The 11,878-nt window shown below is 42.7% G+C and carries 11 protein-coding genes, 1 tRNA gene and 2 pseudogenes; 9 read left to right on the top strand and 5 right to left on the bottom strand.

Features of this window, described 5'->3' with window-relative positions:
• Window positions 1–194, bottom strand: a 194-nt coding sequence (locus tag AC0KSB_RS07055; protein ID WP_472307715.1) for a transposase, incomplete at its 3' end; no start/stop codon positions are given.
• Window positions 195–302: 108 nt separating this feature from the next.
• Here AC0KSB_RS07055 and AC0KSB_RS07050 point away from each other — a divergent pair.
• The 5 genes from AC0KSB_RS07050 (at window position 303) to AC0KSB_RS07030 (ending at window position 4,667) form a co-directional block, all read left to right on the top strand.
• Window positions 303–2,039 carry a restriction endonuclease gene (locus AC0KSB_RS07050; RefSeq protein ID WP_472307713.1) on the top strand — a complete coding sequence of 579 codons (1,737 nt, stop codon included), beginning with the start codon at window positions 303–305 and terminating at the stop codon, window positions 2,037–2,039.
• A gap of 234 nt (window positions 2,040–2,273) precedes the next feature.
• Window positions 2,274–2,633 carry a zinc-ribbon domain-containing protein gene (locus AC0KSB_RS07045; RefSeq protein WP_472307711.1) on the top strand — a complete coding sequence of 120 codons (360 nt, stop codon included), beginning with the start codon at window positions 2,274–2,276 and terminating at the stop codon, window positions 2,631–2,633.
• A 112-nt stretch (window positions 2,634–2,745) separates the two neighbouring features.
• Window positions 2,746–3,186, top strand: coding sequence for a GNAT family N-acetyltransferase (locus AC0KSB_RS07040; RefSeq protein ID WP_472307709.1), 441 nt, complete (start codon window positions 2,746–2,748; stop codon window positions 3,184–3,186).
• Between the two features lie 16 nt (window positions 3,187–3,202).
• Window positions 3,203–3,991 carry an aminoglycoside 3'-phosphotransferase gene (locus tag AC0KSB_RS07035; protein ID WP_472307707.1) on the top strand — a complete coding sequence of 263 codons (789 nt, stop codon included), beginning with the start codon at window positions 3,203–3,205 and terminating at the stop codon, window positions 3,989–3,991.
• A 16-nt stretch (window positions 3,992–4,007) separates the two neighbouring features.
• Window positions 4,008–4,667 carry an HAD family hydrolase gene (locus tag AC0KSB_RS07030; protein ID WP_472307705.1) on the top strand — a complete coding sequence of 220 codons (660 nt, stop codon included), beginning with the start codon at window positions 4,008–4,010 and terminating at the stop codon, window positions 4,665–4,667.
• 119 nt (window positions 4,668–4,786) lie between these two features.
• Here the strand turns inward: AC0KSB_RS07030 and AC0KSB_RS07025 are convergent.
• Window positions 4,787–5,500, bottom strand: a pseudogene (locus AC0KSB_RS07025) (IS110 family RNA-guided transposase).
• A gap of 62 nt (window positions 5,501–5,562) precedes the next feature.
• Window positions 5,563–6,018, bottom strand: a complete 456-nt coding sequence (locus AC0KSB_RS07020) for an IS110 family transposase (protein ID WP_472307703.1) — start codon at window positions 6,016–6,018, stop codon at window positions 5,563–5,565.
• Between the two features lie 347 nt (window positions 6,019–6,365).
• On the opposite strand from AC0KSB_RS07020, the gene AC0KSB_RS07015 reads away from it, so the two are divergent.
• The 3 genes and pseudogenes from AC0KSB_RS07015 to AC0KSB_RS07005 form a co-directional block, all read left to right on the top strand.
• The gene (locus AC0KSB_RS07015) at window positions 6,366–7,526 is read left to right on the top strand and encodes a GNAT family N-acetyltransferase (RefSeq protein WP_472307701.1); all 1,161 of its coding nucleotides are present in this window, start codon (window positions 6,366–6,368) and stop codon (window positions 7,524–7,526) included.
• Entirely contained in the window at window positions 7,523–7,972 is a 450-nt protein-coding gene (locus tag AC0KSB_RS07010; RefSeq protein WP_472307699.1) for a pyridoxamine 5'-phosphate oxidase family protein, read from the top strand. Before AC0KSB_RS07015 ends, AC0KSB_RS07010 begins: the two co-directional genes overlap by 4 nt.
• A 17-nt stretch (window positions 7,973–7,989) precedes the next feature.
• Window positions 7,990–8,235: pseudogene (locus AC0KSB_RS07005) on the top strand (dCTP deaminase); the annotation flags it as partial.
• Window positions 8,236–8,824: 589 nt separating this feature from the next.
• On the opposite strand, the gene AC0KSB_RS07000 reads toward AC0KSB_RS07005, so the two are convergent.
• Window positions 8,825–8,900 (bottom strand) — tRNA-Ala (locus AC0KSB_RS07000).
• 112 nt (window positions 8,901–9,012) lie between these two features.
• Complete coding sequence (locus tag AC0KSB_RS06995) at window positions 9,013–11,436, bottom strand: methyl-accepting chemotaxis protein (RefSeq protein ID WP_472307697.1); 2,424 nt, start codon at window positions 11,434–11,436, stop codon at window positions 9,013–9,015.
• A 198-nt stretch (window positions 11,437–11,634) separates the two neighbouring features.
• On the opposite strand from AC0KSB_RS06995, the gene AC0KSB_RS06990 reads away from it, so the two are divergent.
• Window positions 11,635–11,878: transposase (locus tag AC0KSB_RS06990; RefSeq protein WP_472306594.1), on the top strand; the 244-nt coding region annotated here is incomplete at its 3' end.

Raw genomic sequence — 11,878 nt, 5'->3', positions numbered from 1 at the left:
TCGCGATAGCCATTCCGATAGCTGACACGTCCATCACTTCGCTCATACGGCTCGGCATTCAATTGTTCGCTGGCCTGTCCTCGCAGCACCGCATCAAATACTTTTTCCAGTAATTTCGCCACCCCGTTCTCCCGATTTCCAAGCATAAGGTCTTTAAGAATTTCGTCTTCCAGTGTAAGATGTACTTGAGCCATGATCTCATTCCTTTCAGTTGTTAGTTTCGCAAAACCTATTATACCGAAAGCGAGCTCGTGGCTCTTTTTTATTTCTCAATTTACACCAAGTATACGGACTTTATCACAATGAATAGCTACATCGAGTATGGACAAAGAAACGCAATATTAAATTCTAATAGAACAAAAATATTAAAATTCGAGCAAAAAGTTAAACATAAAGCTTTGAATGAAACAAAAGTTATTACTGCACCCAACGAAGAAGCATTGAATGTAAAAATCCATAGTCAGATTGAAATTTGGAATAAAAAATGGATAGCAGTCCAAACAAAGAGAATTGAAGCTGAAGAAAGGGAGGCTGCTGAAAAAGAAGCACTTGAGCAAACAAGGAAAGCTGAGAGGATAATTTCAAATTTTGAAAATATCCTAATAAAAGCTTTGGACAAAGAAATATGTGTTGATTGGAATGAGCAAAAGAGACATGATAGATTTCCAACTCCAGCACCTTGTCCTCCTGAAACGCCCATTTATGTAATGTATCCACCCGCACCGGAAAAAACCTCAGTTTCGTTTCTGCCTAAGAAGAGTATCGCGACAGCCTTATCAAAGACTGCAAAAGAAAAGTCTATAATTAATGCTGACAAACTTTTTGAGTCTACATTAGAATTTTGGAAGCAGGATTGTGAGAGGATAAAGAATCTAAATGAACAGCAAGCAGCAAGGCATGAGCAAGCTATAAAAGAATACCAAATTGCTTGTGATGAATGGAAGCTTCAAGAAGATATTTTTCTGAAAGAACAACAAAGATATAATGATAGTATCGATCATAAAATTAATATGTATCAAGCGCACGATCCGATGTTAGTTGAACTGTATTGCTCTGATGTACTTGAGAAATCGGATCTGCCCACAATTTTTAATAAAGATTTTCAATTATCTTATCTTCCTGACAGCAAGATACTAATCATTGACTACATGCTGCCGTCTGTTGATGATTTCCCAACACTAAAAGAAGTTCGATATGTTCCTTCTAAAAAGATAATCCAGGAAGTGTTTTACAATAGAGATTTTATAGAAAATTTGTTTGACTCAACTATATACAAATTTCTTCTCAGAGTGCTACATGAAGTGTTCAGTTCGGACAAGGCGGATGCTATAAAAGCAGTATCTGTAAATGGTTATGTGAATTTTCTGAATAAAGCAACGGGAAAACATGAAACAGCTTGTCTTGCAAGCTTGCAAGTTGAAAAAGAGAAATTTAGTGAGATTAATTTATTTAATGTTGACGCTAAGTTGTGTTTTAGAGGCTTAAAGGGAGTTGGGAGCTCAAAGCTTTCAGGATTGACCCCTATAAAACCAATTCTGACAATTAGTCGAGAGGACAAACGCTTTGTAGATTCTCACAATGTAGCTGATAGTTTCGATAGTTCTACCAATATTGCAGCCATACCATGGGATGAATTTGAGCACTTGATACGGGAAATATTCGAGAAGGAGTTCTCAGTTAACGGGGGAGAAGTTAAAGTAACTCAAGCAAGTCGAGATGGAGGTGTTGACGCAATAGCATTTGATCCCGATCCGATTCGTGGAGGCAAAATTGTTATTCAAGCCAAACGGTATACTAATGTCGTAGGAGTATCTGCAGTTAGAGATTTATATGGAACTGTAATGAATGAGGGTGCAACAAAAGGTATTTTAGTCACTACTGCGACCTATGGACCAGATGCGTATGAGTTTGTAAAAAACAAACCTCTAACTCTACTTAGCGGGAGTGAACTGTTATACTTACTTGAAAAACATGGTCACCAGGCGAAAATAGATTTAAAAGAAGCAAAAGAGATTAATCAGGCAAACAACAGAAGATAATGTAATCTATCATTGTATGCCTGATCAGTCTCGCCATCACTAAGTCATATCCATTCGAATATAGTCATTGGTCCCACTTGGTGTAATTCTGTTTTATAGGTAATTGAAATGAAATTAGTCAAGAATACGGTGTGAAATCATGATTCTTCAGAAAGCTGTAATTTCAATATTTTCTGAATCATACCGTCATAAATATACTATTCACAGCAAGGTAATGTTTGGAGGATTTGTCTAGTGTTTTGTAGAAATTGCGGTGCTTCTATCAATTCCAATACCATATTCTGTGAGAACTGTGGATTATCTATCCAAGATCAACATTCGCCGGAAACTTATTCAGTGACAATTCCTCAATACATACAGCCTTCTGCGCAGAAGGGGCCGCGATGTCGTTATTGTGGTAGTCCTTATGTTGTTAGCTATCCGATTCAAGACATAGAAGTTAAAAATAGAGGCTGCTTCGGCTGGCTCCTTTGGATTTTCTTGGCCATTATTACGTTTGGACTTATACTAATAATCCCTTTAATTACAAACACAAAAGTGAAATCAAAATCACGAATTGAGACGTGTTGCCAGTCATGTGGTGCAAGATGGTAATGCCTATATAGACCGAAATATGGCACACCATAATTAGGCATATCTGTCATTGGAGACATTGAGTCTGTTGCAGGTAATATCATTGCAAGTAGGGTGGTTGTGGGTATAAAAAATGAATATTCGGAACATGACAATAAACGATTATGATGCGGTATATGTGCTGTGGTTGCGAACACCAGGCATGGGGCTTAACGATATTGACGATAGCCGTGATGGTATCGAAAAATATCTGCGGCGCAATCCGGGGACATCATTTGTTGCAGAGACTGACGGCGAGGTTATTGGGGTAATCCTTGCTGGTCACGACGGGCGCCGTGGGTTTATCCATCACACCTGCGTAGCGAGCGAAAAGCGTTATAAAGGCATCGGCACGCGACTTGTCGAAACAGCATTAGTGGCTCTGAAAAACGAAGGCATTAATAAGGTTGCACTTGTTGTTTTCGGCCGTAATGAGGATGGAAATGCGTTCTGGGAACACATAGGGTTTACCACCCGTTCCGACCTGAATTATCGTAATAAGGCGCTTGTAGATTTGGTGCGAATTGACACTTGACGAAGGAAGTCGCTCTATGACCTTGAAACCGATAACCGTGAACCTTCATGATTACCCTGAAGAATTACATCCATACCTGGGCGGAGCGAAGCTATATGACAGCAGTTGCTCTCCGAATGCAAAGGTTATTTTCATTGACAAGGACAGCGGTTATTTCTTAAAAGTCGCTACCGTTGCCGACTTAGACCGTGAGTACGAGATGACCCGCTATTTTCACAGCAAAGGGCTGGCGGCAAATATCGCGGAGTATCTTTTCAACATTGGTCACGATTATCTCCTGACCGAAAAGATACACGGCGACAACTGTACGTCGGCGAAATATGTCGAACAGCCTGAGCGGTTGTGTGACACGCTTGCGGAGCAGCTCGCCATGCTCCATTCGTTCGACTTCACGGGTTGCCCTGTACCTAACCATACAGAGCGATACTTGTTCAGGGCGGAGCAAAACTACATAAACCAGCAATATGATGTTTCCTTATTTCCGGACAACTGGGGTTATGCTACGCCTGAAGAAGCCTACGAGATAGTAAAGTCAAAAGGTCATTTGTTGCAGACCGATACCCTTCTGCACGGTGATTACTGTTTGCCAAACGTCATTCTTGACGATTGGCGGTTCAGCGGATTCATTGACCTCGGCAGCGGCGGTGTCGGTGACCGCCACGTTGATTTGTTTTGGGGTGCGTGGACGCTGTTTTTTAACCTCAAAACGGACAAGTATCGCCAGAGATTTTTCGATGCTTATGGGCGCGACAAGGTTGATGAGGATAAACTACGGCTAATTGCCGCTTGCGAGGTATTCGGGTAGGAAGAGGTGAAGAGAAATGTTAGAGAGCGTTAAATGGTTGTTCTTTGATGTGGGTAGCACTTTGCTTGATGAAACTGACTCTTATAAAAGTTGGTTTGCAAACGCAGCCAACTTGGTAAACGGAGCGATCTCCGCTGAAGATATAGAAAAGGAATACTGCGCGGGTATGGCACGGTACGAAGCGACTGTTGTCGGTCAGTTAAAACAATTCGGATTCACAGGCAACAGCACGAACCATCTCTATCCGTCCGAATTGGACAAACCATACCCAGAAGCTAAAGCCGTGTTGGAACGTTTATCGAAATCATACCACCTCGGCATTATTGCAAATCAGAAACACGGAGCGGAGCAACGGTTAGAGGGCTATGGGATACGCCAGTTTTTCGATGTCATTATTTCATCGGCTGAGACGGGATTTGTGAAGCCTGACCCGCGAATTTTCGAACTTGCTTTTCAACAGGCAGAATGTAAGCCAGACGAAGCGGTTATGATAGGTGACCGTCCTGATAATGACATCTACCCTGCGAAGCGCATCGGTATGAAAACCATTCGGATAAAGCAAGGTTATGCCGCTTGCCAAGAGCCTCGCTCTGAGGAATATGAAGCAGACATAACCATAGGCTCGCTCGGAGAACTGCCAGCAGTATTACAAAGTCCAGCGGTAAATAGTCAATAGACTTTTTACATATATGAACATTGAAAAGTGAATAGTTTCGAATCAAAGGCGAGAAAAAAGATTGAAGCAAACAAACCTGCTCTAGAGCAGGTAATTGAAAAGCCGAATAGCAGAACTATCTAATCCTGCCTCGGAATATGGATGCGGTTGTCACGCAGCAGAGCGTAGACAACGCGGACAAATTTTCTGGCAGTTAGGACGAGTGCTCGTTTGCCTTTGGATCTGGGCGTCTCATTGAATTTGCGCTCATAATAAGCCTTAAGTTCGGGATCGTGCTTCCGAACATGGTTAGTCGCTTCAATGAGGTAATAGCGCAGATAATGGTTACCACTGTGAACGAGGTGAGTCTGCTCTGCTTCAAACTTGCCAGATTGGTGTCTTGACCAGGAAAGACCGGCATAGTTGGCAAGAGCAGCCTAATCCTTGAACCGAGTGACATCTCCTATTTCGGCAAGAATACCTGCCGCATAGACCGGACCAATGCCTTTTATCGATGTCAGCGTGTTGGGTATACCTGTCATTTGAGCTTCGATGAGTTTGTCATAGTCCTTGAGTTGTTGTGAGTAGAACCGAATCGTTTGAGCCTGCATGGCAAGAACCTGGTTGACCGAGTCCTGAATGGCCTTAGGCAAGCGATAAGACGAGCGCGCTGCTTTTTGGATTTCTCTGGCCAAGGCTTGTGGATCAACAAAATGACCTTTGCCTTTTTGGTTAAGAAACGCAGCAAGCTCTTCGAGAGGGGTATAGGCTATTTCGTCAACACTCTCAAATTCATTTACCAGCTCGATGGCGGTTGTGCCAAAGTTGTTTGACAATGGTGAATCCTGAGCCATGGTGGAGAATTTGAGAAACAAAGTCTGCAGGTAGCGATTTTTCTCTCGAGTGAGGTCTTTGGCTACTTGGAATCTTGAGCGGGTAAGTTTTGCAAAGCCAGATATTTTTCATCCACGACAGTGCCTTTCAGGCCTATACGCCCAAATCTCAAACTGTCGGCTATAACAACAGCGTCAATGCTGTCGGTCTTGGGAAGCTCTGAGTAAGATTTCTTGAAACGGCTGACTTGCTTGGGATTTAAAAGCCTCACAACCTTCTCGGAACGAGGAATCTGATCTGTTTCGCGAAGGAACATGGCAATTTGATTACCGTAACAGCCAGTTGCTTCAAGTCCAAAGTTGAAAAAGCTGACAGATCGGGTACGTCTTGTTTCCAACAGTTGTTGCACAAGCTCGTGGCTGCCGGTAAGAGAATTCTCAAACGAACGTTGCCACAGCTTGTTGCCAGATTGGTCCATAACGTGAACCGAATTGCTTTGCTGACTGACATCAATGCCGATGAAAATTGTGCCTTCCATATGTTTCACCTCCCTTCAAAAAGACTGAAGGTCGGTTGAAAGCAAACGCCCTGGGCACATGCGCATCGACACCCTCGCCATGCGAATCCAGTCAGCTGCCTGCTGCACGATATCCTCCTGCCAAAGGAAGCACCGGCTACTGACAAACAACCAGCGGTTCGAAGCTAAACACAAGGCCAGGGGAACGGACTTTTTTAGTAGTGATCAAACTTGATCCTACAAGGAGCGATAGAACTAGTCCTCAATCGGCCTTACAAGACCATTATGAATCAGGGCGTCTACAGTTTCAACCAGCCCAGCTAAGACAGTTATGACTGGGCTATAAGAATTATACGAGGAGCGATGTAATGAACATAGAATTGATGCCCGCTACCCCCTTCGATGCCGAGACTCTGGTCGCCATACAGCAAAAAGCCTTCAAGCGGCTGTATGACATCTACCACGACGAGGGCAGTCCCTATCTGCGCGGCGCGGATGAAATTCTGCGTTGGATTGGCCGCCCGAACGCCAAAGTATTTAAGATATTTGCGGATGGCATCTTGGTCGGTGGTATTGCCGCTTGGGAGCGGAATGGTCTACCTGGCGAATGCTATCTTGCGCGGGTGTATATATTGCCGGAGATGCAATCTAAGAGTATAGCCAGCCGCGCCATTCTGCTCTGCGAGGCAGAGTTTCCAAACGTATCCCGCTGGACGCTGGATTTTCCCATTGCCGAGGCCGCCAACCGCCGCTGTTACGAGAAAGCTGGTTATACGGACACGGGCGAAACGCAGGAACAGAGCGGTGGTGCGATTACTCTGGCGTATATGGAGAAAAAAGTTATAATGAACACAGAAAAATTTACCGGTAAGGCGGAGGTATACGCCAAAGCCCGTCCGGGATACCCTGGCGCGGCGATTGACTATGTATGTTCGTTAGTGCCATCCGGTGCGATATTTGTCGACATCGGCGCGGGAACAGGTAAATTCACGCAGTTGCTTGCAGCGCACGGATACACAGTTTTTGCGGTTGAGCCAAACGCCGATATGCGCGAACAGCTTGCCGTTACGCTTGCACCGTACCCGAACGCAAAGATTGTCGATGGCTCGGCCGAAGCCACGACGCTTACCGACCAAAGCGTTGATGTTATAACCTGTGCGCAGGCGTTGCATTGGTTTGACCCTGACGTATTCAGAACAGAGTGTCGCCGTATCGGGAAACCCGGATGTCTTGTTATTGCGATATATAACAATACTCCTGGCGGCAGTAGTATCAAGCACAGCAAGCAAGCAACTGATGTATTTTACACAAATCCAACTATTCGAGAGTTCCCCAACCCTATGTTTTATACGAGGGAAAACTGGCTTGCATACATGACGTCACATTCGCATGACCCTTTGCCATCCGACCCCGGATATGCCGCTCATATTGCAGAGGTGAACGCGACATTTGACCGCGAAAATGTAGATGGTCTGATACGTCGTGATGTTGTGACTATGGTCTACAGCGAAAGGATTGAGGAAATATGAATAAGAAAAACACAAAGACATTATCTCTTATGGTCGAGCGTTTTGGACATGACGCGCTGATTTCAGTTGCTACATTGGATGGTAAGCGACCTGCCGTTCGCATTGTGAACAGTTATTATGAGGATGGCTCTTTTTATACCGTCACATATGCGCTTTCGAATAAGATGGAGCAAATCAAGAGAAACTCGGCAGTTGCCGTCTGCGGAGAGTGGTTCACGGCTCACGGTATCGGTGAAAACATTGGTCATCCGAGAGATGAAGAAAACATAGAATTGATGGCGAAGTTACGAGAGGTCTTTAAGAAGTGGTATTACAACGGTCATACCAACGAAGAAGACCCGTATACTTGTATCCTTCGCATTCGTCTGACGGACGGGATACTGATGAGCCATGGAACGAGGTATGATATAAATTTTTCTGAGCAGGAGGCAACGAAAAATATATGATATTATCAGGATAAGAAATAAAAAAACAAATTGCGGCTGGTAATATAGTGATTGACCCCTATGATGAGAAGCTTATCAATCCAAACAGCTATACTCTTCGGCTTCATAACGATCTTCTTACATATACCGACGAAATTCTGGACATGAAGAAGCCGCTCAATACCGAGAAAATTACTATTCCGGAAGACGGACTTATTTTTCGTCCAGGCAAGCTGTACTTGGGCAGAACATATGAAAAAACTTCTTCTAATAGCTTCGTTCCTAATAAGAAAGCAGATACACATTTTAGATATAGAGAAGATAGTCAGCTTGTACAAGAATGGGAGAAACTTCAAGCACGACTTGAAGTTATTAAGACGATTCGAAATGCAATTATCCATTCATTGGGATTTATGCCGTGTAGGACAGTATATCAAGATTTCAATGTAAAAAATACGGGAATAATAATAAAATCAACGATCAACTGTTGCTAAACGGCTTTTCTGGAACAACTGTTATTCCTAATATGGTTTATGTTAAAGAACAAGGCTTAGATGAAATGGATGGCCTTAATCGGCAATTAACAGAGTTCTTAATAAAAGCTGATATAAGCTAAGGCTATGGCTATTTTGTTTGAATTAATGGAGAATAGAAGCATCATTACGGATTACGTCAAGCTTCTCGAAAGACATTACTGTGCCTAATATTATGAACTTCATTTAGCTCTATCTTGTATTAATATCATTACATTCACATAGCACTAATAATTCTTGATTCTCTCCCATTATTCACAGATTATACATTCCACTCAAATTCACGCTTTTTCAAAAAACAAAAATATCGCCGAAACCCTTTAGTTCCAGCGATATTTTGTGGTGGAGATGAGGGGGATCGAACCCCTTACCTCTTGAATGCCATTCAAGCGCTCTCCCAGGTGAGCTACACCCCCGTGACCTGGCTTATTTTATTACAGTCGAGGGCGTTTTGTCAACTATTGTTTTTAAGGCAGATTGGAATCATGCTTGCAATCGCTTTATCAAATCAAAAAACTAATTTGTAAATCAAAAATCACCAAATGCGTTATCAAATTGACTTTGATTTTTAGAAGAATCATCTTTTAGTGTGAACTGAGATACAGAATTTTTAAGCATATCAGCCTGCCCTGACAACTGTTCACTGGCGGCAGCACTTTCTTCCGAAGTTGCAGAGTTCGTCTGTACTACTCTTGATACTTGTACAAGACCTGTATTTATCTCTGCTATACCGCTTGCCTGCTCATTTGACGCTGTGGATATCTGCAAAATAAGCTCATTTGTTTTGCTGACTTTATCCATGATATCTTTCAAGGCATCTGCCGTCTGTTGGGCTATCTCTGTTCCGTCATTCACATGCTCTATCGATTTTTCTATCATCAAGGTTGTTTCTTTTGCTGCTTCCGCACTTCTTGCCGCCAGATTACGTACTTCTTCTGCTACTACGGCAAAACCTTTTCCCTGCTGGCCTGCTCTGGCTGCTTCTACTGCTGCATTTAGTGCCAGTATATTGGTCTGGAATGCTATATCATCTATGACCTTGATGATCTTTGAGATATTGCTTGATGATTCATTTATCTCATTCATTGCATTCAGCATTTTATTCATACGGTCATTTCCGCTTACCGCACTGTTTCTGGCCTGTTCACTCAGATCACTTGCTTTTACCGCACTGCTGGCATTTGTCTTTGTCTGATTAGAAAGTTGTTCTACTGATGCTGTCACTTCCTCTATCGAACTTGCCTGTTCGGTTGCACCCTGTGATAAAGTCTGGCTTGAGCTGGATAATTCTTTTGAACCTGTAGCTACTTCATCTGATGCCTGTTTTATATCTCCCAGTAATCTGTTAAATGAATCTATGGCTCCATTTAGTGAATTTTTGAGAACTGCATGATCACCTTCATACTCACCTTCCATACCGACACTTAAGTCGCCACTGGAAAGTGCCTGTATAACAAGTGCTGCATCTTGTATTGGCCGCACAAGTGCATCTATTGTCTGGTTAAAACCTATTACTATTCTTCTATAACCACCTTCAAACTTTTCTGCTTCTGCACGTTTGCTTAAATCTCCGCCGGTTGCCGCTTTTGTCAGCTCATATACCGCACGGATTATATCTTGTATAGAACGATATACTGCCAACACAGATGGCGTCAGCTGATCCTCTTGTGATAATTGTCCTCGTTTACGGAACTCTTCTAACCTTCTGATATCTCCCTGTGATGCTTTTACTATGGCATCCTGCAGATCTATCAGGTTATCTCTTACCTGATTGGTATCATTTGCCAGTTCCTGCATCATGCCGGAATAATTATCCGACATCGGCACGGTGAGGTCATTCACTGCTAGTTTGCCCAGAACTGTTTTAGCTTCTTCTACAGGTTCTACCACTCCGTCAAGAGTTGCATTAAAACCTTCTACTATTTGTGCATAGGCACCTTCCAGTTTTGATGTATCTCCTCTGGTTTTCAGTTCGCCCGCTGTTGCCGCTTCGGTCAGTCTGTTTGTTTCCGATATCAGAAGATTAAGGGATGCCGCTGTCTGTTCTAGAGCAGGGCTGATCTCATCTGATTCATCTGCTATATTAACCTTGAATTTTAGATCTCCCTTTGATATTTTCTGTAGATTGGCTACAAACACCTGCTGCAAATGATCTGCAAACTGATTCATCTTGCGCATCATACTGCTTATTTCATCTCTGGACTTCGGATCTACCTCTACTCTGTTGCTTAGATGTCCCAGGCTAAGCGCGTCTAGCATATCTCCTGCCTGGCGCATTACTTTTATTATTCCGCTTGTTACTACAAGACTTAACAATACTACCAAAACAAAGCTTACTGCTACTACCGCTATAATAGATTTAGCTGATGCTCTTACCATCGCTGTTACGTTTTGAACTTCGTTTAACATAGCGACTTCCAGTATTTCATCTATTTCATCCAAACCATCACGCGCAGCTCTAAAAGTTCCTAGAAAAGTTTCCGAATAAACTGCAGCCCAATCTTCATTAGCTACTATAATTAATGCCTGCTTGGTCCAATCGTCAAACGCATTTCTCGCAACATCAAAATCCTCAAATACAGTAAGTCCACTCTCTTCACCTGTATAGTCGGCCCAAACATCCCTATTATTATTCAGAGCTTCTTCTGCCAGGTCTATGCGCTCAAAAGTCTGCTCAAAATTCTCCAGCATATCTGCTTCTAGTTCTGAAAAACTGGTATTTGAATCATCGGATGTCATTTCCTGTATCGCAGTTAATGCCTGATACATATCGCGTTCTGCATTTAGCAGATAACTGATGGACGATAGTCCTTGCTCATAAAGCACATCTTTCATTTCTACGGTAACATAATTAAGCTGAAAAACAGCCAGAGATGTAACACCAATGATAACTACCATTGGTATCGCAATCAGAAAGAGAATCTTTTGTCTAATCCCTAATTTTTTTAACATACAAAACACTTCCTTTTATATTTTGAATCTATCTTTTTACAGAAGTTAAATTATGTCTATTCAAAATAAAATATACCAATTTAAATTTTTCTGGATAAAGTCCGTATACTTGGTGTAAATTGAGAAATAAAAAAGAGCCACGAGCTCGCTTTCGGTATAATAGGTTTTGCGAAACTAACAACTGAAAGGAATGAGATCATGGCTCAAGTACATCTTACACTGGAAGACGAAATTCTTAAAGACCTTATGCTTGGAAATCGGGAGAACGGGGTGGCGAAATTACTGGAAAAAGTATTTGATGCGGTGCTGCGAGGACAGGCCAGCGAACAATTGAATGCCGAGCCGTATGAGCGAAGTGATGGACGTGTCAGCTATCGGAATGGCTATCGCGAGCGTACCCTGACAACTAGAGTAGGAACGCTGATTCTTCACGTGCCTAAAT

Source organism: Ercella succinigenes, assembly GCF_900002895.1.
The sequence above is the reverse complement of the archived record's forward strand: the minus strand, read 5'-3'. Positions and strand labels throughout refer to the sequence as shown.

What these genes read in the sequence shown, in the direction of transcription:
- AC0KSB_RS07050 (WP_472307713.1), top strand. Translation starts at nt 303, where the DNA reads ATGAATAGCTACATCGAGTATGGACAAAGAAACGCAATATTAAATTCT.
- AC0KSB_RS07040 (WP_472307709.1), top strand. Translation starts at nt 2,746, where the DNA reads ATGAATATTCGGAACATGACAATAAACGATTATGATGCGGTATATGTG.
- AC0KSB_RS07035 (WP_472307707.1), top strand. Translation starts at nt 3,203, where the DNA reads ATGACCTTGAAACCGATAACCGTGAACCTTCATGATTACCCTGAAGAA.
- AC0KSB_RS07030 (WP_472307705.1), top strand. Translation starts at nt 4,008, where the DNA reads ATGTTAGAGAGCGTTAAATGGTTGTTCTTTGATGTGGGTAGCACTTTG.
- AC0KSB_RS07020 (WP_472307703.1), bottom strand. Translation starts at nt 6,018, where the DNA reads ATGGAAGGCACAATTTTCATCGGCATTGATGTCAGTCAGCAAAGCAAT.
- AC0KSB_RS07015 (WP_472307701.1), top strand. Translation starts at nt 6,366, where the DNA reads ATGAACATAGAATTGATGCCCGCTACCCCCTTCGATGCCGAGACTCTG.
- AC0KSB_RS07010 (WP_472307699.1), top strand. Translation starts at nt 7,523, where the DNA reads ATGAATAAGAAAAACACAAAGACATTATCTCTTATGGTCGAGCGTTTT.
- AC0KSB_RS06995 (WP_472307697.1), bottom strand. Translation starts at nt 11,436, where the DNA reads ATGTTAAAAAAATTAGGGATTAGACAAAAGATTCTCTTTCTGATTGCG.